The 23093-nt window shown below is 69.9% G+C and carries 25 protein-coding genes; 3 read left to right on the top strand and 22 right to left on the bottom strand.

Annotated elements, in window-relative coordinates; genetic code table 11:
- Positions 1-26 precede the first annotated feature (26 nt).
- Positions 27-842 carry a translation elongation factor Ts gene (gene tsf / locus SSMG_RS07895; RefSeq protein WP_009074497.1) on the bottom strand — a complete coding sequence of 272 codons (816 nt, stop codon included), beginning with the start codon at positions 840-842 and terminating at the stop codon, positions 27-29.
- 82 nt (positions 843-924) lie between these two features.
- Positions 925-1818, bottom strand: a complete 894-nt coding sequence (gene rpsB / locus SSMG_RS07890) for a 30S ribosomal protein S2 (RefSeq protein WP_009074495.1) — start codon at positions 1816-1818, stop codon at positions 925-927.
- 909 nt (positions 1819-2727) lie between these two features.
- Between rpsB and SSMG_RS47560 the strand changes: the two genes are divergently transcribed.
- Positions 2728-3465, top strand: coding sequence for a M23 family metallopeptidase (locus SSMG_RS47560; RefSeq protein WP_199786184.1), 738 nt, complete (start codon positions 2728-2730; stop codon positions 3463-3465).
- 378 nt (positions 3466-3843) lie between these two features.
- Here SSMG_RS47560 and SSMG_RS07885 read toward each other — a convergent pair whose 3' ends face one another.
- The 19 genes from SSMG_RS07885 to ffh form a co-directional block, all read right to left on the bottom strand.
- Positions 3844-4692 carry a FliA/WhiG family RNA polymerase sigma factor gene (locus tag SSMG_RS07885; protein WP_009074492.1) on the bottom strand — a complete coding sequence of 283 codons (849 nt, stop codon included), beginning with the start codon at positions 4690-4692 and terminating at the stop codon, positions 3844-3846.
- 109 nt (positions 4693-4801) lie between these two features.
- Complete coding sequence (locus tag SSMG_RS07880; RefSeq protein ID WP_037712943.1) at positions 4802-5821, bottom strand: tyrosine recombinase XerC; 1020 nt, start codon at positions 5819-5821, stop codon at positions 4802-4804.
- 51 nt (positions 5822-5872) lie between these two features.
- Positions 5873-7045 carry a DNA-processing protein DprA gene (gene dprA / locus SSMG_RS07875; RefSeq protein ID WP_009074486.1) on the bottom strand — a complete coding sequence of 391 codons (1173 nt, stop codon included), beginning with the start codon at positions 7043-7045 and terminating at the stop codon, positions 5873-5875.
- Positions 7042-7257, bottom strand: coding sequence for a hypothetical protein (locus tag SSMG_RS07870; protein ID WP_009074484.1), 216 nt, complete (start codon positions 7255-7257; stop codon positions 7042-7044). Before SSMG_RS07870 ends, dprA begins: the two co-directional genes overlap by 4 nt.
- Positions 7258-7826: 569 nt before the next feature.
- Positions 7827-9338 (bottom strand): YifB family Mg chelatase-like AAA ATPase, encoded by a 1512-nt coding sequence (locus SSMG_RS07865; RefSeq protein ID WP_009074482.1) that lies wholly within the window; start codon positions 9336-9338, stop codon positions 7827-7829.
- Complete coding sequence (locus tag SSMG_RS07860) at positions 9338-9745, bottom strand: YraN family protein (protein ID WP_199785836.1); 408 nt, start codon at positions 9743-9745, stop codon at positions 9338-9340. The genes SSMG_RS07865 and SSMG_RS07860 overlap by 1 nt, the downstream gene beginning before the upstream one ends.
- 216 nt (positions 9746-9961) lie before the next feature.
- Complete coding sequence (locus SSMG_RS07855) at positions 9962-10285, bottom strand: DUF2469 domain-containing protein (protein WP_003096226.1); 324 nt, start codon at positions 10283-10285, stop codon at positions 9962-9964.
- Entirely contained in the window at positions 10282-11124 is an 843-nt protein-coding gene (locus tag SSMG_RS07850; protein ID WP_199785835.1) for a ribonuclease HII, read from the bottom strand. The genes SSMG_RS07855 and SSMG_RS07850 overlap by 4 nt, the downstream gene beginning before the upstream one ends.
- A 41-nt stretch (positions 11125-11165) precedes the next feature.
- Positions 11166-12092 (bottom strand): signal peptidase I, encoded by a 927-nt coding sequence (gene lepB, locus SSMG_RS07845; RefSeq protein WP_037712939.1) that lies wholly within the window; start codon positions 12090-12092, stop codon positions 11166-11168.
- A 31-nt stretch (positions 12093-12123) separates the two neighbouring features.
- Positions 12124-12492 (bottom strand): 50S ribosomal protein L19, encoded by a 369-nt coding sequence (rplS, locus tag SSMG_RS07840; protein WP_009074470.1) that lies wholly within the window; start codon positions 12490-12492, stop codon positions 12124-12126.
- Between the two features lie 195 nt (positions 12493-12687).
- A complete protein-coding gene (gene trmD / locus SSMG_RS07835; protein WP_009074468.1) occupies positions 12688-13434 on the bottom strand; it encodes a tRNA (guanosine(37)-N1)-methyltransferase TrmD in 747 nt (248 codons plus the stop codon).
- A 4-nt stretch (positions 13435-13438) separates the two neighbouring features.
- A complete protein-coding gene (locus SSMG_RS07830) occupies positions 13439-14146 on the bottom strand; it encodes a hypothetical protein (RefSeq protein WP_037712937.1) in 708 nt (235 codons plus the stop codon).
- 10 nt (positions 14147-14156) lie between these two features.
- Positions 14157-14672, bottom strand: coding sequence for a ribosome maturation factor RimM (gene rimM / locus SSMG_RS07825; protein WP_009074464.1), 516 nt, complete (start codon positions 14670-14672; stop codon positions 14157-14159).
- 25 nt (positions 14673-14697) lie between these two features.
- A complete protein-coding gene (locus SSMG_RS07820) occupies positions 14698-14937 on the bottom strand; it encodes an RNA-binding protein (RefSeq protein WP_003103110.1) in 240 nt (79 codons plus the stop codon).
- Positions 14934-15377, bottom strand: a complete 444-nt coding sequence (gene rpsP / locus SSMG_RS07815) for a 30S ribosomal protein S16 (RefSeq protein ID WP_009074451.1) — start codon at positions 15375-15377, stop codon at positions 14934-14936. Before rpsP ends, SSMG_RS07820 begins: the two co-directional genes overlap by 4 nt.
- A 189-nt stretch (positions 15378-15566) precedes the next feature.
- On the bottom strand, positions 15567-16358 hold the full coding sequence (locus tag SSMG_RS07810) for a CPBP family intramembrane glutamic endopeptidase (RefSeq protein WP_037712931.1): 792 nt from the start codon (positions 16356-16358) through the stop codon (positions 15567-15569).
- Between the two features lie 88 nt (positions 16359-16446).
- A complete protein-coding gene (locus SSMG_RS07805) occupies positions 16447-17169 on the bottom strand; it encodes a CPBP family intramembrane glutamic endopeptidase (RefSeq protein ID WP_009074446.1) in 723 nt (240 codons plus the stop codon).
- A 78-nt stretch (positions 17170-17247) separates the two neighbouring features.
- On the bottom strand, positions 17248-18321 hold the full coding sequence (locus SSMG_RS07800; RefSeq protein ID WP_009074444.1) for an amidohydrolase family protein: 1074 nt from the start codon (positions 18319-18321) through the stop codon (positions 17248-17250).
- Positions 18318-19856 (bottom strand): signal recognition particle protein, encoded by a 1539-nt coding sequence (gene ffh, locus SSMG_RS07795; protein WP_009074441.1) that lies wholly within the window; start codon positions 19854-19856, stop codon positions 18318-18320. The genes SSMG_RS07800 and ffh overlap by 4 nt, the downstream gene beginning before the upstream one ends.
- Positions 19857-20065: 209 nt before the next feature.
- Here ffh and SSMG_RS07790 point away from each other — a divergent pair, with 209 nt between their 5' ends.
- Both SSMG_RS07790 and SSMG_RS07785 read left to right on the top strand, forming a co-directional pair.
- The gene (locus tag SSMG_RS07790) at positions 20066-21859 is read left to right on the top strand and encodes an ABC transporter ATP-binding protein (RefSeq protein WP_037712929.1); all 1794 of its coding nucleotides are present in this window, start codon (positions 20066-20068) and stop codon (positions 21857-21859) included.
- Between the two features lie 9 nt (positions 21860-21868).
- The gene (locus tag SSMG_RS07785; protein ID WP_009074437.1) at positions 21869-22321 is read left to right on the top strand and encodes a MarR family winged helix-turn-helix transcriptional regulator; all 453 of its coding nucleotides are present in this window, start codon (positions 21869-21871) and stop codon (positions 22319-22321) included.
- Between the two features lie 198 nt (positions 22322-22519).
- Here the strand turns inward: SSMG_RS07785 and SSMG_RS07780 are convergent, their stop codons facing one another.
- On the bottom strand, positions 22520-22897 hold the full coding sequence (locus SSMG_RS07780) for a hypothetical protein (protein ID WP_037716763.1): 378 nt from the start codon (positions 22895-22897) through the stop codon (positions 22520-22522).
- Between the last annotated feature and the right edge of the window lie 196 nt (positions 22898-23093).

Raw genomic sequence — 23093 nt, 5'->3', positions numbered from 1 at the left:
GCCAGAACCTAGTCCCAGTGCCTCGCTCAGGCCTGGCCGACCTCGAACCGGGCGAACCGGGTCAGGGTCACGCCCGCCTCGTCGAGCAGGGCCTTGACGGTCTTCTTGTTGTCCTTGACCGACGGCTGCTCGAGCAGCACGTTGTCCTTGTAGTACGCGTTGACCTTGCCCTCGATGATCTTCGGCAGCGCCTGCTCGGGCTTGCCTTCCTCGCGGGCGGTCTGCTCGGCGATGCGGCGCTCGTTCTCGACGATCTCGGCCGGCACCTCCTCGCGGGTCAGGTACTTCGCGCGCAGCGCGGCGACCTGCATCGCGGCGCCGCGGGCGGCGTCGGCGTCGTCGCCGGTGAACTCGACCAGCACGCCGACGGCCGGCGGGAGGTCGGAACCGCGGCGGTGCAGGTAGATCGCGGTCTGGCCCTCGAACGACACCACGCGGCGCAGCTCGAGCTTCTCGCCGATGCGGGCCGACAGCTCCTGCACGACCTCGTTGACCGGCTTGCCGTCCAGGTCAGCGGCCTTCAGCGCCTCGACGTCGCTGGTCTTCAGCGTCTTCGCGGTCTCGACGATCTTCGCCGCGAGCTGCTGGAACTCGTCGTTCTTGGCGACGAAGTCGGTCTCCGAGTCGAGCTCGATCATGACGCCGCCGTCGCCGGCGACCAGGCCCTCGGCGGTGGCGCGCTCGGCGCGCTTGCCGACGTCCTTGGCGCCCTTGATGCGCAGGAACTCGACAGCCTTCTCGAAGTCGCCGTCGTTCTCCTCGAGGGCCTTCTTGCAGTCCATCATGCCCGCGCCGGTCATCTCGCGCAGGCGCTTCACGTCAGCGGCGGTGTAGTTCGCCATCGTGTTGAATCCGTCCGTTTCAGGTACGTGTGCGGTGAGCGCCGTCCGGGCGGCCCTGCGCGGACCGCCCGGACGGGGTGGATCAGGAGTTGGCCGGAGCCTGCTCGCCGGTCGCTTCCGCGGTCTCGGCGGTCTCGGTCGCGGCGGCGGTCTCGGTCGCCGCGGCGGCCTCGGTCGCGTCGGCCGCGGCGGTCTCCGAGCCCGCGAGGAGCTCCTTCTCCCACTCGGCCAGCGGCTCGTCCGAAGCACCGGTCTCCGGCTTCGCGTCGGCCGAGGCGCCGTTGCGGCCGGAACGGGCCATCAGCCCGGCCGCGGCGGCCTCGGCGACGACCTTCGTCAGCAGCGCGGCGGAACGGATCGCGTCGTCGTTGCCCGGGATCGGGTAGTCGACCTCGTCCGGGTCGCAGTTGGTGTCCAGGATCGCGACGACCGGGATGTTGAGCTTGCGAGCCTCGCCGACGGCGATGTGCTCCTTCTTGGTGTCGACGATCCACACCGCGGACGGCACCTTGGCCATGTCCCGGATGCCGCCCAGGGTCTTCTCGAGCTTGTCCTTCTCGCGGGTCAGCGTGAGGATCTCGCGCTTGGTCAGCCCGGCGAAGCCGCCGGTCTGCTCCTGGGCCTCGAGCTCCTTCAGGCGGAGAAGGCGCTTGTGGACGGTCTGGAAGTTGGTCAGCATGCCGCCGAGCCAGCGCTGGTTCACGTAGGGCATGCCCACGCGCGCGGCCTCGTTGGCGATGGCTTCCTGAGCCTGCTTCTTCGTGCCGACGAACATGATGGTGCCGCCGTGCGCGACGGTTTCCTTGATGAACTCGTACGCACGGTCGATGTACGTCAGCGTCTGCTGCAGGTCGATGATGTAGATGCCGTTGCGCTCGGTGAAGATGTAGCGCTTCATCTTCGGGTTCCACCGACGGGTCTGGTGCCCGAAGTGCACGCCGCTGTCGAGCAGCTGCTTCATGGTGACGACGGCCATTGCCGGAATCACACCTTCTCTGTACTCGCGCGCTCCCGCTGTCGGTGTTCGATCCGCCCGCGGAGGCGCTGTTCCGGTTAGTCGCCCCCGACCGGGAGGTCGTGGGCCCTGGTGCCGCAGCCGATGCCCGGACCCGCGGGTTCGGTAGTGCGAAACCCCAGGACCGCCGGACACCGTGCGCCCCTCCGTCCGGGTTCCCGCCGAAGCGGCCCGTCCGGGGACGCGCGCACGTGCACGCGAAGTCAGCCCAGCGAGTGGGCTGCGGAATTGATTCTACCCCCTGCCACCAGGCCCGCCCCTGCGGGCAGCCTTCGCCCCGCCGGGGGTTGTCCACAACTACGCCTGCCTGTGGACAACCCCCGCTCAACAGCCGGTTCCCGTCGGCCGGTGGCTGAGGATGGGGACATGACCACTACGCGATCTTTTCCCGCTTTCTCCGCTGTCTCCTCCGCTGCTTCCGCTGCTGCCCGTCCTGCCGATTCAGGCGTGAGTTCATCGCTGTGTTCGTCCTCCGCCGCTCGCCCGGCCGATTCCCGCGCGGCTCCTCCCTCGCACCCGCCCGCGCCGCGAAGCACGGCTCGCCGGGTGCCTTCAGCTGTCCCACGCCCGGACAGGGAAGCCAGCAGCCAGTCCGGCTCCTCGCCGAGCCCGTCGTCGGCAGCGTCGGTGACATGGGCGTCGTCGTCGGCATCAGCGGCGGTGGCGGCATCGGCGACGGCGGAGGTGGCATCGGAAACACCGCACCCGGTGGTCCTGGCAACCGCCGCCCTGCTGACTCAGCACCCGCCCGCAGCCGCCGCCCTCCTGAACCCGGACGACGCGGCCTTGCCCCCAACCTCGCCGGGCTCCCTCCCCCGAGCGGCCGTCACCGCAAAACCCCTGCAGACCACCCAGAATCCGCGCGCCTGACTGCTGACTCGCGCAAGCACCGTCAGCCGCTACACCTTCTTCGCCTCCCGCCGACTTCTCCGCCCGAGTCCGAGACCCGCGTCCCTCCTGCCCAGGATCCGCATCTCCCTCCCGTGCGATTTCAACCGGGGACACCCGCCGCTGCGCCTGGCCGGACCAGGCAGCGAACTCCCCCTGTTCGCCCCGCGCAGCCGCACCAGCATCACCCGAAAGTGGCTGATCCTGGCGACAGTCCTGACCCTGTCCGCAGGCTCCGCCGCCCTGCTCGACTCCCGAGCCGACGCCGCACCGCTCCAGCCCGCCCCCGAAGAACCCGGACGCCTGGCCTGGCCCCTGACGCCCCGCCCGCACGTCACCCGCAACTTCGAACCGCCCGCGACCCCGTTCGGCCCAGGCCACCGAGGCGTAGACCTGGAAGCCGCCGCCGGACAGCAGGTCTTGGCCGCGGACATGGGAGTCGTGGTCTTCGCCGGTCAAGTCGCAGGCCAAGGAGTAGTAGCCATAGACCACGACGGCGGCCTCCACACGACCTACCTCCCCATCGCCCCCACAGTCGCCACCGGAGACCAGATCTACCGCGGCCAGCCCCTGGGAACCGCCGCCCCAGGCCACCCCGGCTGCCCGACCGCCACCTGCCTGCACTGGGGAGCCCGCCGCGGCACGGAATACATCGACCCGCTCGCCTTGGTGGGCACTCCCAGCCGAGTACGCCTGAAGCCGTGGGCCGAAGGCCCGTGACACCAACGCAATCCCGGTCCCGCCCGTTGCTTGCCGCCCGATCCGAAGGAGGTCCATAAGCTCGAACCATCGCCACATCCATGTGGTCCGCTCGGCATCCAGGCTTCGAACGGTCTGGCGGCTAGTCCGCCTGCCCCGGCTGCGGGGCGACGCGCGGCCGCTGGGTCACTCGATCAGCTTGGCGGACAGCCGCGTCACTGCTCAGGCTTGCAGCTGCCTCACCTGCGATTTCACGGTGCCAAGGACCTTGCGCTTCCAGACGGGGCAGTCGCCGGGTTGCTCCAACCGATCGGCGCGCAACCGCATCACCGCACAGGTGGCGTAACTGCGTCAGCGGCGACTCATGGCACGGAGAACCTTGCCGATCCCAGCCAAGGGTCAGCCGCTGGGTTGTTCCATCAACTTGGCGCGCAGGCGCATCACCGCGCGGGTGTGGAGCTGGCTCACGCGGGACTCCGTGACGCCCAGGACTTTGCCGATCTCCGCCAGGGTCAGGCTTTCGAAGTAGTAGAGGCTGACGACGATCTTGTCCCGGTCGGTCAACTGCGCGATGGCTTCGGCGAGCTGGCGGCGGTTGTCCTGGTCCACCAGGACGGCCACCGGGTCGACCGCGCCGTCGTCGGGGAGGGTGTCGACCAGCGAGCCCGCGTCTTTGCCCGCGGCGACAAGGTCTTCGAGGGCCACGACGCTGGTCAGGCGGAGCTGGCCGTAGAAGTCGCGCAGGTCGTCGAGGCTGATGCCCATTTCGCCGGCCAGCTCGGCGTCGGTCGGGGTTCGGTGCAGGCGGGCGCCCAGGCGTTCCAGGGCGCGGGCCGTTTCCTTCGCCTTGCTGCGCACCGCGCGCGGGACCCAGTCCTGGGAGCGCAGGTCGTCCAGGATGGCGCCTCGGATGCGTTGCATCGCGTACGTCTCGAAGCGCAGGCCGCGTTCCGGGTCGAACTTCTCGATCGCGTCGACCAGCCCGAAAATGCCCGATTGCACGAGGTCGCCGACGTCTACGTGCGTCGGCAGACCGGTGCCGACCCGGCCCGCGACGTACTTCACCAACGGGGCGTAGTGCAGGACCAGCCGGTCGCGCGACGTCTGGTCCGGTTTGTCGGCGAACTGCTGCCACAGCGCCTGAATCCCCGCGTCGACGTCCTGACCAGGACGACCGTCCCCGTTGACGGCGTCCTGCACGCCGGGGCGTGCCGCCCCGGCTTCCGTGACCTGCGACGTGGAAGTCATTGCACGGTCGTTCTCGGCGTGCTGATCAGTGTGGTCTCCGTGCTCGTGCGGATGCGCGTGCGCCGACGGTTCGGCCCTGCCGTCCTCGGCCGAGCCTCCGCCGGCCTCTTCAGGCCCGCGGGTGTGCTCGGTCATGGATCGCCTTCAGCCGATCGACGGTCACATGAGTGTAGAGCTGGGTCGTGGCCAGCGTAGCGTGACCAAGCAGTTCCTGAACGCTCCTGAGATCGGCACCTCCTTCGAGCAGATGCGTCGCGGCGGAATGCCTTAGCCCGTGCGGCCCCATGTCCGCCGCACCGGGCACCGCGGCCACCGCTTCGTGCACCACGCGGCGCGCCGCGCGCGGGTCAAGACGCTTGCCGCGGACGCCCAGGAAGAGCGCCTTCGGCGGCGTTTCCCCAGCCAGCGCGGGCCGTCCGTCCTCCAGCCACGCGGTCAGTGCCTCGGCCGCCGGGACGCCGAACGGAACCGTCCGCTCTTTGTCTCCCTTGCCCACCACCGAAAGCACGCGGCGGGAAAAGTCCACACTGGCGACGTCCAGACCGCACAACTCCGACACCCGAATGCCGGTTGCGTACAGCAATTCGACCAACGCGCGGTCACGCAGAGCGACCGGATCCCGTTCGGCTGCCCCTTTCGCGGAGGCGTCCATGAGCGCGTCGGCCTGCTCGGCGCGGAGCACACCGGGCAGCGTCCGATGCGTGCGCGGCGCGGCCAGCCGACCGCCTGGATCCGACTTCAGCAAACCCGTGCGGTGCGCCCAAGCCGTGAAGGTGCGCGCGGCCGCGGCGCGGCGCGCGAGGGTGGTGCGCCCGGCGCCGTCCGAGCGCTGTCCCGCGAGCCACGCGCGCAGCTGCGTGACATCCAAGTCCTCAAAGCGCCGCGCGGGACGGTCTTCCGCCCCCACGGTCTGGAACGCCAACAGCGAAACGACATCGCCCACGTACGCGCGCACGGTGTGCGGCGACAGTCCACGCTCCAGCGACAGATGCCGTTCGTAACCGGCCACCACCGACTCGGCGGACTCCGGCAATTCGGCGCGAAGAGCCCGAAGATCGGGTCGTGGCGGGCGTTTCCGGTGTCCACCAGGACGCGGGACCGCGTCCTTGCGCGCACTCGCTGACGGCATGGCGATTACGCTGCGCGAACCATCGCCATTGGTCAAGCATCGCCACGCCCATCATCGGTTGGCCGTTCGGACTATCTGCCGCCAGCCGGTCTCGCCGCGCACCGCGAAACCGTCGACTTCCAATGCGGGCAACAAGGCGCGAACTCGGGAAACAGGCACTCCAGCGCTTTCCGCGACCTCCTCCGGGGCTCGGCCGGCCCGCGGAAGCAGCGCGTCGTAGACCCGCGACGCCTCCGGTCCGAGATTGTCCGTGGGCCGTCGGTTCGGCTCGGCCGAAGGAGCCGCGGTGCCGAACCGGCCCACGGTTTCGAGCACCTCGTCGACGGAGGTGACCAGCGTGGCCTTGCAGTCCCGGATCAAGGCGTGGCAACCGGCTGAACTGCCCGAATGCACTGATCCCGGCAACGCCATCACGACCTTGCCGAGCGCGCCCGCGATGGTGGCGGTGTTGCGTGCGCCGCTGCGGATCCCAGCCTCCACAACGACTGTGCCGTCCGTGAGACCTGCGATCAGGCGGTTGCGCACGAGGAATCGATGGCGTGCGGGCGGGGTCTTCGGTGCGTACTCGCTGACGATCGCCCCGCCCTCGGCGACGATGCGGTCCAGCAAGCCGCTGTTCCCTACCGGATAGGAATAGTCGACTGCGCAGCCAAGCAACGCGACCGTGACTCCACCGCCGCTCAGCGCGCCCCGGTGGGCGGCGGCGTCGATGCCCAGGGCCGCGCCCGAGAAGACCGGTACTTGACGGGTTGCCAATGCGTGGCCTATCTCGAGTGCGTTGTGCAGGCCGTATTCCGTGGCCATCCGAGCACCGACGACCGCCACCGCGCGGTCCGCGACTTCGGCCAGGCTCGCCTCGCCGCGCACCCAGAGTCCGAGCGGCGCGGCCACGTTCTTCACGCCGTTTCCGCTTGCTACCGCTAGCGACAGCAGCGGCCATGCGGGCCATTCGTGGTCTTCGGGAACCACGAGTCGCGCACCGACCTTCGCGGCTGCCTCGAGATCTTGTTCCGCGATCGTGGATTCCCTCCGCGCGGCCGTTTCGCGGAGAACCTTTTCGGGACAGTCCCCGGCCCGCACCCGCTCGGCTGCCGCGACCGGGCCGCGTACGCCGACGAACTCCAGCAGGTGCGGTGCCGGTGGTTCGGCGACGCCGAGCAGATACGCGCGGGCGAGCCGTTCGGAGTCGGTCGCCGCGGTCTGGTCCTCGACGGCGACGCTCATGCCGCACCTCTTCGGCCGCCGGGATTCTCGGAGCGGACGACGGCGAGGTGCCGGTGCAACGCCAACCGTTCTCGAACCCGGACCGGGTCGTGCTCGGGACGGACTTCCCGCCGCCGGACCGGATGCAGATGCCGGACGATCTTGTGCTGCGGCGTCTTCGGCCTGCGGTGCCGGGTGCGCCGGGACGAGGAGGGGGCGGCTTGGTCGGACATGGTGCTTTCCTTTCGCTGGAAGGTCCGGACGGGTTTGCCGGGCCGGGGTTGGGACATCTCGTCGGGATTGACGGGCCGGGATCGGGGTGGCTTCGGGGCGTTCGCCGCGGGCACGGCAGACGGGAGCCGCTGGAACGGTTCGCGAGGACAGTCCGCTAGGCACAGCTGAAGCAGGCACCAGAACCGCTTGCCCCGGTGGGGATATCCGCCGAGCCATGCTCAGCCGCCCGAATCCGGAGGCCATCCGCCGCGGCTGGCGAACAGAGCCGCGTTCGGCTAGACGGATTCGAGCGACATCACGCGTGCGGCTGGGGCTCGATCACCGGGCTCAGGCGAACAGGCGCCCACGGCGATGAACAGGTGTCCGCTGAGGCGAGCAGGTATCCGGGCAGGGCGGACCGGTCGCCTGGTTCAAGCGAGCCGATGCCGAACTGACCGGGCCTGCACGTTGGCAGCGCCTGAGAGCATCGATCGGCGTGCGCGGCCGAAGGTGTTGCCAATGGCTTCACTGTGATCCGGTTTGGGCAGGCCGTCCGCCGAGGGCTGGACGGGTCGGCGGGCGGCGTGGGTCAGCCGGTTTTGCGTTCTCGGAAGTCCAGGGCTGCGGTGACGTGGTCGGTGTCGGGTTGGGGAAGGGCGGCCAGGTCGGCCAAAGTCCAGGCGATGCGCAGGCATCTGTCGGCTCCTCGGGCGGTCAGCAAGCCTCGGTCAAGGGCTCGGTCCAGTACGGCGGTGGCGGGCGGCGGCAGGGCGAAATCCCGGCGCAGGACCGGGCCGGGGACTTCGGTGTTGGACTGCCAGCCGTGTTCGTGCCATCGGTGTTTGGCGCGGTCTCGGGCGGCCAGGACTCGCGCGCGGACGGCGGACGAAGGTTCGGGGGTGGTGGATTGGTGGGCGGAGATCGCGGTCAGCGGGCGCAGGCGGACGCGGAGGTCTACTCGGTCCAGGAGCGGGCCGGAAAGGCGGGAGAGGTAGCGGCGGCGGGTGGTTACTGAGCAGGTGCAGTCGGTCTCCCTGGGCGGGGCACAGGGGCAGGGGTTGGTGGCCAGGACTAGCTGGAACTGGGCGGGATATCGGACGACGCCTTTCGCGCGGGCGATGCGGACTTCGCCTTCTTCCAGGACGGTGCGGAGCGAGTCGAGGCGTTGGCTGCCGAATTCGCAGGCTTCGTCTAGAAAAAGCACGCCTCGGTGGGCGCGGCTGATGGCGCCGGGCGCGGCTAATCCGGTGCCGCCGCCGATGAGGGCGGGTGGGCTGATCGAGTGGTGCGGAGCGACGAAGGGCGGGACTGTCACCAGGGGCGACGACTTCGACAGGGAGCCGTCTACGGAGTGGATGGCGGTTACTTCCAGGGATTCCTCTGGAGACAGATCTGGCAGCAGACCGGGGAGGCGGCGGGCGAGCATGCTTTTGCCTACGCCGGGCGGGCCGGTGAGCAGGAGGTGGTGGCCGCCTGCCGCGGCGACTTCGAGGGCCCATCTGGCTTCCGGTTGGCCTACTACGTCGGCCAAATCGGGGACGGCGGCGGGGGCGGTCGCGGTGGGAGCGGCGGGCGGTTCCAGGTCTCCTTCGTCTTTGAGCCAGGCGATGAGTTCGGCCAGGCGGGTTACGCCGGAGACTTCCAGGCCGTCTACCAAGGCCGCTTCCACCAACGACTCGGTGGGCACGACCGCGCGTTCGTGGCCTGCGGCTTTGGCGGCCAGCAGGCCGGGGAGGACGCCGCGCACCGGGCGGATTCGGCCGTCCAGCGCCAGTTCTCCCAGCAGGATCGTGTGCAGGAGTTTGCGGGCGGGGACGGCGCCGATGGCGGCCAGGACGGCGGCGGCGATGCCCAGGTCGTAGCCGGAGCCCATTTTGGGCAGGTTGGCGGGCGACAGGGCCAGCGTGATTTTGCCGTCGGGCCAGGATTGGCCGGAGTTGCGGACAGCAGAACGGACACGGTCTTTCGCTTCGCGGAGGCCTGCGTCAGGCAAGCCGACCAGGGTGACTCGGCTCAGGCCGCCGCCCAAGTCGGCTTCGATTTCTACGACGCGGCCTTCGATGCCGAGCAACGCGACGGACCAGGTTTTGGCGTGGGGCATCAGAAAGCACTCACCAGATGCCGCACGACGGGCTCTTCGCCGTCGGGGGCGTAGACGGTCACGACGTCGTAGCGGATGCGGCACCAGCCGACCCGATGTTCCTTGAGCCAGCGCATGGCCGCCCGGTGGACGCGGTCGATCTTGTCCGGCGTGACCGACTCCGCCGGGGTGCCGTATTCAGTGCTGGAGCGGGTTTTGACCTCGCAGAAGATCACCCGGTCGCCTTCGGACAGGACCAGGTCCAGTTCGCCCTCGCGGCAATGCCAGTTCCGGCTGAGCAGGACCATGCCGGCGGCCTGCAGATGCCGGGCGGCGAGGTCCTCGCCCCAGCGGCCGAACGTCCGGCGCCAATGCGCGCCGGGGTGCGGGCCGTCGTTCATGGTGTCCCCCTCGGACAGCGTGAGCACCGTCGATCACGGTGCGTGTCCCGTCACGATCGCAACGTGACCGGAGCGTGCGCCAGAGGGATTCCGGGCGGCTGTGGATAACCCGGGGGTTGTGGATCAGCGCGAGGCAAAGAGGCGGAACCGAGGCGAATTGTCGGTGCGGTGTGCGGGGGGCAGAGAACGACGAAGGCCACCCGGACAGATGCCGGGTGGCCTCGTGGCGAAAACGTGCGGAGGTCAGCCCGAGAACGGGCCGTCCTCGGGGAGCCGCAGGTCGGGTTTGTCCAGTTCTTCGACGTTGACGTCCTTGAAGGTGATGACCCGGACGTGCTTGACGAACCGGGCGGGGCGGTACATGTCCCACACCCAGGCGTCCGACATGCGCACCTCGAAGTACACCTCGCCGCCGCCGTCGCGGACCTGGACGTCCACCGCGTTGGCCAGGTAGAACCGCCGCTCGGTCTCCACCACGTACGAGAACTGGCCCACTATGTCGCGGTACTCGCGGTACAGCGAGAGCTCCATCTCGGTCTCGTACTTCTCGAGATCCTCTGCGCTCATGAAATCCGCGCCCCTCCTCGCGTTCGTCCTGCTCCGGCGGCGGAGCGTTCATTCTTACCCACCGAGCGGCCCGGGGCACGGACCGGCCCGCCCGCTTTTTCCAGGGCATTCTCCAGTGCAGCGTAGGTGAGCACGACCGGATGCGGGGCAGTGACTCCGTGCGCGAGGGCGACGGTGGCCACATTCGTGTAGGACCAGCGGTGCACCGGGCTCGGGCCGTGTTCACTCAGCGCAGCCAGATGGTCCGACGTGCTGTAGCCCTTGTGCACGTCGAAGCCGTATACCGGCAACTCTTCGTGCAGGCCGGCCATGATCCGGTCCCTCGTCACCTTCGCCAGCACCGACGCCGCCGCGATGCTCGCGACGCTGCGGTCCCCCTTGATCACCGCGACATTCGGCGCGGGGATGCCGGGAACCGGGAACCCGTCGGTGAGGACGTATCCGGGATGGGTGCGCAGTCCGGCGACGGCTCGGCGCATGCCTTCCAGGTTCATCACCCGGATGCCGAGCAGGTCCACCTGCTCGGAGGGGATGACGATCACCGAGTAGTCGAGCGCGCGCTGCAGGACCCGGTCGTACACGCGGTCCCGGGCCTTCGCGGTGAGCATTTTCGAATCGGTCAGCTCGGGCAAGCGCGCGGCGTCGCCGGGACGGAGCACGCAGGAAGCCACCACGAGCGGGCCCGCGCAGGCTCCGGCACCGGCTTCGTCGACCCCGGCGACCGGGCCGAGGCCGCGTCGTTCGAGTGCGCCTTGCAGACCCCAGAACAACTCGCCGCGCACCACCGCACGAGGCGGGCGCAGCGGTTCTGCCGGAATGCGGGGAGAAGGGAGAGTCACCGAAACACCACCCGGGAGTCGCGGACGACGGAGCGCACCGCTTACCGTCTCCGGCCGGCCGCCTTGCGGAGGCCCGCCTTCAACCGGCGTCCGACGAAGAGCGTCGGCACCGCGGTGGCGAAACCGATGCCGAGCGGCAGCCCTTGCTGCCACGCGGGCGCGCCGAGCGCGACCGGCTGGGCGTTCTGCTGCGGATTGTGGTCCGAGATCCCGCCCCAGCGGCTCGGCGGCAGCACGATGACGCGCGCCTTGCCGATGACGTCGTCGACCGGCACCGCACCGTTGGGCCCGCCGCCGCCCTGATAGCGCGAGTCGGCGGAGTTGTTGCGGTTGTCGCCCATCACCCAGACCGCGCCCTGCGGGACCTTCACCGGCGCGAACGACTCCTGCACGCGGTGATTGGGGTCTTCCCAGTGGATGTACGGCTCGTCGAGGGCCTTGCCGTCGACGATCACCCGGTTGCGGTCGTCGCAGCACTGGACGGTCTGGCCGCCGGTGGCGATGACGCGCTTGACGAAGTCGCGCTCGTCCGGCGGCGCGAAGCCGACCAGCGAGCCGAGGCCGCGCAGCGCGCGGACGACGATGTTGCTCGACTCTTGCGGCGCGATCTCGTTCTCGGTCCACGCGGGCGGGCCCTTGAACACGATCACGTCCCCCGGGGAGGGTTCGGTGAAGTCGTAGGTGACGCGGTCGACCAGGATCCGGTCGCCGGTGCAGCCGGGGCAGCCGTGCAGCGTGGCCTCCATGGATCCCGACGGGATCATGTAGACCTTGGCGAGGAACGCCTGGATCAGGATCGTGAGCACCAGGGCGATCACGATCAGGATCGGCAGTTCCTTCCAGAACGACCGCTTTTTCGAGGACTTGCCTCGCCGGTGCGACCCCCGACGCCCGCCGGACCGTTCCTGGTCCTCCTCCGGGCGTTCGGGGCCGTCCTCATCGGCGTTCCGCGACACAGGTTCGACCACGTCGCCAGGCTACCGGTAACCGACTCGTCACTCAGGAGGCGGAGGTGGTCTCGCGGTTCTCGCGGCGCTCCTTGATCTTGGCCTTCTTGCCGCGCAGCTCGCGCAGGTAGTACAGCTTCGCCCGGCGGACGTCGCCGCGCTTGAAGACCTCGACCTCGGCCAGGTTCGGCGAGTGCACCGGGAAGGTGCGCTCGACGCCGACGCCGAACGAAACCTTGCGCACGGTGAAGGTCTCCCGGATGCCGCCGCCCTGACGGCGGATCACGACGCCCTGGAAGACCTGGTTGCGCTCGCGGTTGCCCTCGATGACGCGGACGTGCACCTTGAGCGTGTCGCCGGGGCGGAAGTCCGGGATGTCGGAACGCAGTGACTGCGCGTCCAGCGCGTCCAGGGTGTTCATCGGTGGTCCGTCCTCGTATTCGTGTGGCTTACGTACAGCTTGAGCGCGCAGTGAAGTTCACTGCGACTAGCCCGGGGCTGATGGCATTCACGGTTGGCGTCGCGGCCTAACAGCCGCTGCGAGCGTTGGTAAAGCACGACGCGTCACGCCAACTAATCCATTATGGCAGAGGCCCCGGAAGACCTCGCACGGGGCCTATCCGGGCTGGTCGTCCAGCCCTTCGAGGACCTCGCGGTCCCGCTTGTCCAGGCTGCCCTCGGGCAGCTGGGCCAGCAGATCCGGCCGCCGCCGGGCGGTGCGCCGCAGCGCCTGGTCGCGCCGCCAGCGGTCGATCAGCGCGTGGTTGCCCGAGCGCAGCACGTCCGGCACCGCCAGGTCGCGCCACACCTCCGGGCGCGTGTAGCTGGGGCCTTCGAGCAGGCCGTCGGAGAAGGAATCCTCGGCCGCCGACCGCGCGTTGCCGAGCACGCCCGGCAGCAGCCGGACCACGGCCTCGACGATCACCAGCACCGCGGCCTCTCCCCCGACCAGCACGTAGTCGCCGATCGAGACCTCGTCGACCGGCATCCGGCGGGCCGCGTCGTCCACGACCCGCTGGTCGATGCCCTCGTAGCGGCCGCAGGCGAACACCAGGTGCTTTTCCTCGGCGTAGGCGTGCGCCAGCTCCTGGGTGAACGGCTTGCCCGCCGGGGTCGGGACCACGAGCCGGGTCCCTTCGCCGCACACGTCGTCCAGCGCCGGGCCCCAGATCTGCGGCTTCATGACCATGCCGGGACCGCCGCCGTACGGCGCGTCGTCGACCGCGCGGTGCACGTCGTGGGTCCAGTCGCGCAGGTCGTGCACGCCGACCTCGATCAGGCCGCGGTCGATCGCCCGGCCCAGCAGCGCGGCGCGCAGCGGGTCCAGGTACTCGGGGAAAATGGTGACGACGTCGATGCGCAAGCGGTTACCAGTTCCAGTACTCGGTGGCCTCGGCGTGCCACGGGCTCGGGACGTCCTGGTCGATCGAGAAGGCCATGCCCAGCCCCTTCGCGATCTTGATGCTGCGGTGCAGGGTCTCGCGGATCGGCGACCCGGCGGGCAGGCCGTTGTCGTCCGACCAGGTTTCGGTCTGCGTGACGCAGGTGCGCGCCCCGAAACGGGCGCTGGAGCACGGAGCGGGCGCGCCCCAGGTCTGCAGGTGTTCGAAGCGGACGACCTTGCCCGAGCTCTGCTCGGTGATCGTGCCGCGCGCGACGAGCCGGTAGTCGGTGGACGGAACCGTCCAGCGCACGTAGTGCTGGCGTCCGCCGTCAGAAGGGATCGGCGTGCAGGTGGCGCCGGTGCACACGGACTCTTCGGTGACCCGTTCCGTGTAGTACGTGCCGTTGCCGTCCCAGCCGTCGATCAGGACCCAGTCGCCCGAGCGGACGAAGTGCTCGGCGGTCGCGGGCGGCCACGTGACCGGGTCGCCCCAGGTGATCTGCGATTCGGTGGCCGACTGCGGCGACCAGGCCCACTGGAACGCCTTCTCCCCCGGCGGGGCGTACTGGCCGGCGCTGCGCTGGAACATCAGCGAAAAGTCGCCGTACACCGGCGAAGCGGCCTGCGCGGGCGGCGCGGCGAAAGCGGTGGCCAGCACGGCCGCGAAGGCGGCCTTCGTCCAGAACTTCACGAACTCCCCCTCAGTCAGCGTCGAGGAGGCCTTCGGGCGGATCGAGCACGACCCGGCCCCCCGCGACATCCACCACCGGGACGATGGCGCGGACGAAAGGTACCAACACGGAGCGTCCGTCGTGATCGAGTTCGAGCAGTTCCCCGGCCGGCGAGTGAACGACCTCGACGACCTTGCCGACGACCGTCCCGTCGGTCAGTTCGGCGCGGAGACCGGCGAGTTCGTGGTCGTAGAACTCGTCCGGGTCGCCGGTGGGCGGCAGCGAATCGGTGTCCGCCAGCAGCAGGGCGCCGCGGAGGGTTTCCGCGACGTCGCGCGTGAGCACTTCCTCGAAACGCACCAGCAGCCGCCCGCTGTGTTCGCGGGCGGCTGCGATGGTGAGTTCTCTCGTGCTGCCGTCGCGCAGCTTCGTCGTGACGACCGCACCGATCGCGAACCGCTCCTGCGGCGAATCCGTGCGCACGTCGACCGCGAGCTCGCCGCGGATGCCGTGCGCCTTCGCGATACGGCCGACTACGACGTCCATACCTGACCGTTTCCGAGAATCCGGGTCAGCGATCGGTGTCGACGACGTCCACGCGGACGCCGCGGCCGCCGATGCCGCCCATCACGGTGCGCAGAGCGGTCGCGGTGCGCCCGCCCCGGCCGATCACCTTGCCGAGATCGTCGGGGTGGACGTGCACCTCGAGCGTGCGGCCACGACGCGTGGTCAGCAGCTCGACCCGGACCTCGTCCGGGTTGTCGACGATCCCGCGCACCAGGTGCTCGAGGGAGTCGGCGAGGAAGCTCACTCGGACTTCTCGCCCTCAGCGGCTTCTGCCTTCTCGGCCTCGGCCTTCTTCGGGGCCGACTTCTTCTTCGGCGTGACGGCCTCGGTGGAGGGCTCCTCGCCGGCCGCGGCCAGCGCCGCGTTGAACAGGTCCTGCTTGGACGGCTTCGGCTCGGCCACCTTCAGGGTGCCCTCGGCTCCCGGCAGGCCCTTGAACTTCTGCCAGTCGCCGGTGATCTCGAGGATGCGCTGGACCGGCTCGGTCGGCTGCGCGCCGACGCCCAGCCAGTACTGCGCCCGCTCGGTGTCGACCTCGATGAAGCTCGGCTCTTCCTTCGGGTGGTACTTGCCGATCGTCTCGATGGCCTTGCCGTCCCGGCGGGTGCGCGCGTCGGCGATGATGATGCGGTAGTACGGCGCACGGATCTTGCCGAGGCGCTGCAGCTTGATCTTGACGGCCACGGGTGTGGGTACTCCTCAGTGCTGTGTGGTGCAGGGCGCGCGCCGAACCCGTGGGGACAGGCTTGCGGCGCCCGGAGGTCAGGAGCTTCCACACGGCGAGAGGGTCCGGCGGAAGCGGGCAAGCAAACATTCTGCCAGATGCCGTCGTTGTCCCTGCGCAGGGGCTCCCGAGCGAGGCCCGGCGGGCGCTCAGAACGACGCGAGGCCGAGCGCCCCGAGCAGGATCGCGACCGCGGGCAGGAAGTTGTTGACCGCGTGCGCGACGATGCTGCCCGCCAGCCTCCCGGTGGACAGCCGGGCCAGCCCGATCGGGATGGAGATCACCAGCAGCAGCGTGGTGCGCAGCGGTTCCAGGTGGCTCGCCGCGAAGACCGCGGTGGACAGCAGGAACGCGGCGACCCGGCCCCAGCGCTCGCTGCGCCACTGCAGCCGTTCGACCGCGCCCCAGAGCAGGCCGCGGTAGATGATCTCCTCGCAGATCGGCCCGAGCAGCCAGAGGTAGCCGAACATCACCGCGGCGGCGGGCACGGACATCTTGCGGTCGTCGACCAGCGCGCTGATCGCCGACGTCGCGTCCGCCGTGCCGACCAGCTGGGTCCAGACGTAGGCGCTCAGCGACGTGAGCACGAGGCCGAGCAGGCCGAATTTGAGCCCGGTCCAGACGTCCGCCCAGCGCCATTCGAGCCGCAGGTCGAGCTTCGGTCCGTTGCCGCGCAGGACGGTGACCAGCACCGCGACACCGGCCGCGATCATGGTGGGCAGCATCGTGCCGAGCAGCACCGTGCCGATCGGCAGCGGCCTGCCCGCGGCGGTCGGCCCGGACAGCGCGCCGATGAACGCGGCCGACGCCAGCAGCACCGCCTCGACCAGCAGGAACGCCCCGAATCCCCAGCGATGTGGCGGGAACGCGGTCGGTTCGGCCACGAAGTCCTCCGGGGAGAGCGCGCGAGAAAGCGGTTCACGGGGCTGTGATGTGGTCACGCCCGCCTCCCCGTGCTCGCTCTGCTCACTGGTCGAGCCTAGCGGCCGGAATGGTTTCGCACAGTACTCGGACGGTCACCGGTTTCCCTCAATGTCCGGTGAAGAGAAGCACGGCGGGCGGCAGGTTGTTGGCCGCGTGCGCGAGGACGCTCGCCGAGGTCCGGCCGGAATAATGCCGCGCCAGCCCGAGGACGAGACCCTGGCCGAACAGCGCGATCGTGCGCGTGGTCTCGCCGTGCAGGAGGGCGAACACCAGCGACGTGAGCACGAGCACGACCCACGGCGGGATCCGGTAGTGCAGCAGGGCCTTCCACAGCGCCCCGCGCAGAAGCAGTTCCTCGGTGAGCGGGACGGCGACGACCAGCGCGAGCGCGGTCGCGATCAGCCAGACCGGGCTGTCGCCCGACACGTCGGGCAGGTCGGTGAGCGGGCTGTCGGACACTTCGTCGCCGCCGAAGACCGCGATTTCGGCGGCGTTGAGCACGAATCCGGCGACGAGCGCGAGCAGTCCGCAGGCGAGGCCGATGCGGAGGTCGCGGCCCCGGACGCGGAGCCCGAAGTCGCGTTCGAGGCCGGAGCCGTACCGCAGCGAAGCGATCGCCGGGCCGAGGCCGAGGACCAGGTTCGGCAGGAACGCCAGGAGCAGCAACGGTCCCGCGTACGCCTCGACCGGATCGTCGTCGCCGACGTGCCGGTTGAACGCGGACGCGGTGAGGAGGGTGACGAGGTAGTAGCCGGCTACTCCGGAAAAGAACGCGGCGAATGCCCAATGGGCGCCCAGAATTCGCTTTCCCCCACCGTCTTCGGCCACGGGTTCACGCTATGTGCCGGTGGTGTGGCGCATCGAGGCGGGGTCGCGGTTTCCTGCCCGCCGGGGAGTCCGCGAGGGTCAGCGGAAGACGGTGCCGCCCAAGACGATATGAGTCGGGTGGTGCAGGGCGGCGAGGTCGGTGCGCGGGTCGTCCGCGTAAACGATCAGGTCCGCCGGGGCACCGTGTTCGATGCCGGGGTGGCCCAGCCATTCGCGAGCTTCCCAGGAGGCGCTCGCGAGGGCCTGCGTACGCGACATGCCCGCGCGGTGGAGTGCTTCGATCTCGTCGGCGATACGGCCGTGCGCGACCATGCCGCCCGCGTCCGTGCCTGCGAAGACGCGTACGCCCGCTTCGACCGCCGAAGAGACCATGTCAGCCACACCGGCGTGCAGCGCGCGCATGTGAGCCGCGTACGTGGGGTACTTGCCTGCCTTGTCCGCGATGCCCGGGAAGTTCTCGATGTTGATGAGCGTGGGCACCAACGCGACGTCGCGGCGCGCGAGTTCGGCGAGTTGGTCCGGCGACAACGCGGTGCCGTGTTCGAGGCAGTCGATGCCCGCGTCGATCAAGCCCGGCAACGCAGCTTCGCCGAACACGTGCGCGGTGACGCGCGCGCCGAGACCGTGGGCGACGCGGATGGCTTCGGCCAGCACGTCGTCCGGCCACAGCGGGGCGAGGTCGCCTTGGCCGCGGTCGATCCAGTCGCCGACGAGCTTGACCCAGCCGTCGCCGTCGCGGGCCTGTTCGGCGACCGCCTCGGGCAGCAGCGCCGGATCGTCCAGTTCGATCGCGAACCCGGGGAGGTACCGCTTCGGCAGCGCCAGATGGCGTCCGCAGCGGATGATCGTGGGCAGGTCGGCGCGCGATTGCAGCGGCCGGACGTCGAGCGGCAGGCCGCAGTCGCGGATCAGCAGCGTGCCCGCGTCGCGGTCGGTCGCGGCCTGGTCCGCCGCCTCCTCCACCGTCAGCCCGCCGCTCGGGCCGAGACCCGGGTGGCAGTGCGCGTCGACGAGTCCCGGGACCACGAATCCGCCGGTCGACAGCGTCTCCGCGCCGGAAATCGGCTCGAAGGACAGCTTTCCGTCCTGGATCCAGAGGTCACGCGGTTCGCCGTCGGGCAGGACGGTGCCGGACAGGTGCAGCGGGCTCAATTGTTCTTCGGGTCCTTCGGCAGCTTGAACTTGGACGGGTCGAAGCCGGGCACGTCGTTCATGCCGCCGAGCTGGGACAGGTCCGGCATCCCGCCGGGCATCCCGCCGCCGGGGGGCAGCATCGGCATGCCGCCGGGCAGCCCGCCGCGCATCCTCGGCTGCGTGGGGCCCTTCTTGCCCTTCTTCCCCTTCTTGCCCTTGCGGTTCTTGCTCCCGCCGCCTCCGCCGAAGCCGAACCGGCCGGCCATCTGCGCCATCATCTTGCGCGCCTCGAAGAAGCGGTTGACCAGGTCGTTGACCTCGCGGACGGTCACGCCGGAGCCGTTCGCGATGCGCAGCCGGCGCGAGCCGTTGATGATCTTCGGGTCGGCGCGCTCGGCGGGCGTCATGCCGCGGATGATCGCCTGGAGCCGGTCCAGCTGCTTGTCGTCGACCGCGGCGAGCTGGTCTTTCATCTGGCCCGCGCCGGGCAGCATGCCGAGCAGGTTGCCGATCGGGCCCATCTTGCGCACGGCGAGCATCTGCTCGAGGAAGTCCTCCAGCGTGAGCTGCCCGCTGGTGAGCTTCTGCGCGGCCTGTTCGGCCTGCTCCTGGTCGAAGTGCTGTTCGGCCTGCTCGATCAGGGTCAGCACGTCGCCCATGCCCAGGATGCGCGAGGCCATCCGGTCCGGGTGGAACGTGTCGAAGTCCTCGAGCTTTTCGCCGTTGGACGCGAAGAGGATCGGCTGGCCGGTGACCTCGCGCACGGACAGCGCGGCGCCACCGCGGGCGTCGCCGTCGAGCTTCGTGAGCACCACGCCGGTGAAGCCGACGCCGTCGCGGAACGCCTCGGCCGTGGTGACCGCGTCCTGACCGATCATCGCGTCGACCACGAACAGGACTTCGTCCGGCTGCACGGCCTCACGAATGTCCGCGGCCTGCTTCATTAGCTCTTCGTCGACACCCAGGCGGCCCGCGGTGTCGACCACGACGATGTCGTACTGCGCGTGCTTGGCCTCTTCGATCGCGCGGCGGGCGACGTCGACCGGGTCGCCGACGCCGTTGCCCGGCTCCGGCGCGAAGGTGGTGACGCCCGCGCGCTCGCCGACGATCTGCAGCTGGTTGACCGCGTTCGGCCGCTGGAGGTCGCAGGCGACCAGCATCGGCGCGTGGCCCTGCTTCTTCAGCCACATCGCCAGCTTGCCCGCCAGCGTCGTCTTGCCCGCGCCCTGGAGACCGGCGAGCATGATCACCGACGGCGGGTTCTTCGCCAGGTTGAGCCGCCGCGTCTCGCCGCCGAGGATGCCGACGAGCTCCTCGTTGACGATCTTGACGACCTGCTGCGCCGGGTTCAGCGCCTGGGAGACCTCGGCGCCCTTCGCCCGGTCCTTGATCTTCGCGATGAACGCCTTGACCACTGGGAGCGCGACGTCCGCTTCCAGCAGCGCGATGCGGATCTCGCGCGCGGTGGCGTCGATGTCGGCGTCGGACAGCCGGCCCTTGCGCGAGAGCGACTGCAGGGCCGAGGTGAGCCGATCGGAGAGGGTGTCGAACACGGGGGTGCACGCTCCAGCTGGGTCGAAAGTTCGCGTGCCGGGCGGTGCTCGGCACCCCCGGCATCTTCCGAGGGTAGCCGCCCCGGCCACCCGGCCTTCACGGGTACGGGAAGGGTACTACGCACTCGATTACTAATTGTCTGAACGACAACTGGCCAGCTGAGCGAAAACCTGTCGACCGGCCGCGGCAATTAAGTAAACATAGGCGTATGACATCAGCTACTGTCCGGCGTCCGACGCTCGCCGAACCGGCAGGGGACGAGGAAGAACAGGTCCCGTTCCGCCGCATCGCGGGCCTCTTCCGGCCGCACCGGCGGGGGCTGGCCGGGCTGTGCGCGCTGCTGGTGGTGCAGGCCGGGCTGGGCGTCACCTCGCCGTTCCTGCTGCGCGAGATGCTGGACCACGCGCTGCCACACCGCGACGCCCTGCTGGTCAGCCTGCTGGCGGCGGGGATGATCGCGGCGGCGCTCGGGTCCGGGGCGCTGAGCGTGCGCACCACCGGGCTGTCCAACACCATCGGCCAGCGCGTGATGAACGAGCTGCGGGTCGCGGTGTACAGCCATCTGCAGCGGATGTCGCTGGGCTTTTACACCCGGACCAAGACCGGCGAGGTGCTGTCGCGGGTGTTCAACGACATCGGCGGCGTGGACAACGTCGTGACCGGGACCGCGGCGTCGATCGTGCAGAACGGCACCACGGCGCTCGCGATCGCGGTGGCGATCCTGGTCATGGACTGGCAGCTGGCGCTGTTGTCGCTGGTCGTCGTGCCGTTGTTCCTGCTCTTCACCCTGCGCCTCGGCGGCAAGCAGCGGAAGCTCGCGCGCGGCCGGACCCAGCGGATGGCGCGGCTGACCACGATCGTCGAGGAATCGCTGTCGGTCACCGGCGTGCTGCTGGCCAAGACGATGGGCAACGCGAAGCTGATGCGCGACCGGTTCGCCGAGGAATCGCGCGAGGTCGCGGCGCTGGAGCGCAGTGCCGCGCTGGCCGGACGGTGGCAGCGCGCGGCGCGGTCGATGAGCCTGACGATCATTCCCGCGCTGGTCTACTGGGCGGCCGGGCTGGAACTCGCCGGCGGGGCGGCGCCGATCTCGCTGGGCACCGTCGTCGCGTTCACCAGCATGTTGAACCGGCTGCTCGCTCCGGCGACGGCGATGCAGACGGTGGGCCAGAACGTCGCGTCGGCGAAGGCGTTGTTCGGGCGGATCTTCGAGGTGCTCGACCTGCCGGTGGAGATCGACGACCGGCCGGGCGCGCGTGAGCTGGTTCTCCGCGGCGGGGCGGTTTCGATGCGCGGGGTGTCGTTCCGCTACGCCGACGAGGGCCCGTGGACGTTGCGCGATATCGATCTCGACGTGCCTGCCGGGACGACGACGGCGCTGGTCGGGTCCACGGGTTCCGGGAAGACGACGCTCGCCTACCTGGTCGCGCGGTTGTACGAGGTGACCGAGGGAAAGGTGTGCGTGGACGGGACGGACGTCCGGGACGTCACGCTCGCGTCGCTGGCCGCCGGGGTCGGGCTGGTCTCGCAGGAGACGTACCTGTTCCACGCGTCGGTGCGGGAGAACCTGCGGTTCGCGAAACCGGACGCCACCGACGAGGAGCTGGAGAACGCCGCGAAGGCCGCGCACATCCACGACACGCTGGCCGCGCTGCCGGAGGGATACGACACGGTGGTCGGGGAACGCGGCTATCGGTTCTCCGGCGGCGAGAAGCAGCGGATGGCGATCGCGCGGATCCTGCTGCGCAATCCGCCGGTGCTGATCCTGGACGAGGCGACGAGTTCGCTGGACAACCGCACGGAACGCGCGGTGCAGGCGGAACTGGACCGGCTCGCCGCGGGCCGCACGACGATCGCGATCGCGCACCGGCTGTCCACTGTGGAGCACGCGGACCAGATCGCGGTGCTGGACGCGGGAAGGATCGTCGAGCGGGGAACGCATGCGGAACTGCTCGCCCTGAACGGCCGGTACGCCGCGCTGGTGCGGGGAGAAACCGCCTAATGTGGCGGCATGGAGACTGAACCCGGCGGGCACCGGGCCGAGGAGCTGGCGGCGCTGGCTCGGACGGTGCGCGAGGGCGTCGGACGGTTGAACTGGCGGATGCGTTCCGAGGCGGGCTCGCCCGCTCCGGGACCGGCCGTGCTCGCGGTGCTGTCGCGGCTGTACCGGGGCGGCACGCACACGCCGAGCGAACTGGCCGAGGCCGAGCGGATCCATCCGCAGTCGCTCACACGGATCCTGGCCTCGCTGGCCGAACGCGAATGGATCACGCGCACCCCGGATCCGGCGGATGGGCGGCGGTCGCTGATCGATCTCACCCCGACCGGGCTGCGGGAACTGCGCGAGTACTCGGTCGCGCGGGAGACCTGGCTGGCCGCGGCCCTCGAACGGACGCTCAGCCCCACCGAACAGGAGCTGCTGCGGCTCGCGGCCGGGCTGCTGACGCGGATCGCGGATTCCTGAACCTGGGAGTTCCGGGGCGGCCGCTCCCCACGGCCGTCCCCGGAACCGTGGCGGAAGAGCTCACCTCCCCAGGAGGCCTTCCGCCGCAGGCACGCGGAGCGGTTCCCCCTCGACCACCCGGCGTTGGGGAGAAGTCTGCCGTCCGGGCGCGGGCGCGCGGCAGCGTGAAGTCCCTCAATCGGGACTGAGTAGAACTACTCAAACGCGGGTGTCGGGTCCCGCGGAGTCGCTCGTGAACTCGAAGAGCGGTTCGGCGTCGGAGAGTTCCTCGGCGGAGCAGCTGACCGCGCAGGCGGCCGCTTGGAGGACTTCGGTGAGGACTTCTACTTCGGACGGCGAGACGGTGGCCAGTGCTGGGTTGCGGACGTCCATCCGGCCGGCGAGACCCGCCAGGGCGTGGGAGAGGGCGTGCTGTCCGGCTACCAGTTGGGTGACTACCTCGGAGAGTTCGCTGAGGGTGGCCGCGGAGCCGTCGCCTCGGAGGAGGGCGGAGAGTTCTTCGGCGCAGGTTCTCAGGTGTCCGGCGATCACGGTGGGGGGCAGGGAGAGTTCGGGGAGGTTCTCCTGACCTCGCATCGCGTTCACCTCGCCCCCTTGCTCGGACTTGCCATCCTGCCATCGGGAAGGGGGTCGGCGCTGTCGACACCCCGGATGGGTGAGCCCGGATGGCGGAATGGGGGCGGGTGTGGTGGGGGTTCGGCTCGTCGCCCTGGGGGCGACATTGCTATTGGGTGGTTGCGTGGGGCACCCCGAAGGTTGATTGTGCTGACGG

Origin of the sequence: Streptomyces sp. AA4 (genome assembly GCF_000158875.1) — a bacterium.
Classification (GTDB): Bacteria; Actinomycetota; Actinomycetes; order Mycobacteriales; family Pseudonocardiaceae; genus Amycolatopsis.
Note: the sequence above shows the minus strand (reverse complement) of the source record. Positions and strands in the feature narration are given on the sequence as shown.

Excerpts from the sequence above, each read along its gene's own strand:
- tsf (WP_009074497.1), bottom strand. The coding sequence starts at position 842 with ATGGCGAACTACACCGCCGCTGACGTGAAGCGCCTGCGCGAGATGACC.
- rpsB (WP_009074495.1), bottom strand. The coding sequence starts at position 1,818 with ATGGCCGTCGTCACCATGAAGCAGCTGCTCGACAGCGGCGTGCACTTC.
- SSMG_RS07885 (WP_009074492.1), bottom strand. The coding sequence starts at position 4,692 with ATGACTTCCACGTCGCAGGTCACGGAAGCCGGGGCGGCACGCCCCGGC.
- SSMG_RS07880 (WP_037712943.1), bottom strand. The coding sequence starts at position 5,821 with ATGCCGTCAGCGAGTGCGCGCAAGGACGCGGTCCCGCGTCCTGGTGGA.
- dprA (WP_009074486.1), bottom strand. The coding sequence starts at position 7,045 with ATGAGCGTCGCCGTCGAGGACCAGACCGCGGCGACCGACTCCGAACGG.
- SSMG_RS07870 (WP_009074484.1), bottom strand. The coding sequence starts at position 7,257 with ATGTCCGACCAAGCCGCCCCCTCCTCGTCCCGGCGCACCCGGCACCGC.
- SSMG_RS07865 (WP_009074482.1), bottom strand. The coding sequence starts at position 9,338 with ATGCCCCACGCCAAAACCTGGTCCGTCGCGTTGCTCGGCATCGAAGGC.
- SSMG_RS07855 (WP_003096226.1), bottom strand. The coding sequence starts at position 10,285 with ATGAGCGCAGAGGATCTCGAGAAGTACGAGACCGAGATGGAGCTCTCG.
- rplS (WP_009074470.1), bottom strand. The coding sequence starts at position 12,492 with ATGAACACCCTGGACGCGCTGGACGCGCAGTCACTGCGTTCCGACATC.
- rimM (WP_009074464.1), bottom strand. The coding sequence starts at position 14,672 with ATGGACGTCGTAGTCGGCCGTATCGCGAAGGCGCACGGCATCCGCGGC.
- SSMG_RS07790 (WP_037712929.1), top strand. The coding sequence starts at position 20,066 with ATGACATCAGCTACTGTCCGGCGTCCGACGCTCGCCGAACCGGCAGGG.
- SSMG_RS07785 (WP_009074437.1), top strand. The coding sequence starts at position 21,869 with ATGGAGACTGAACCCGGCGGGCACCGGGCCGAGGAGCTGGCGGCGCTG.
- SSMG_RS07780 (WP_037716763.1), bottom strand. The coding sequence starts at position 22,897 with ATGCGAGGTCAGGAGAACCTCCCCGAACTCTCCCTGCCCCCCACCGTG.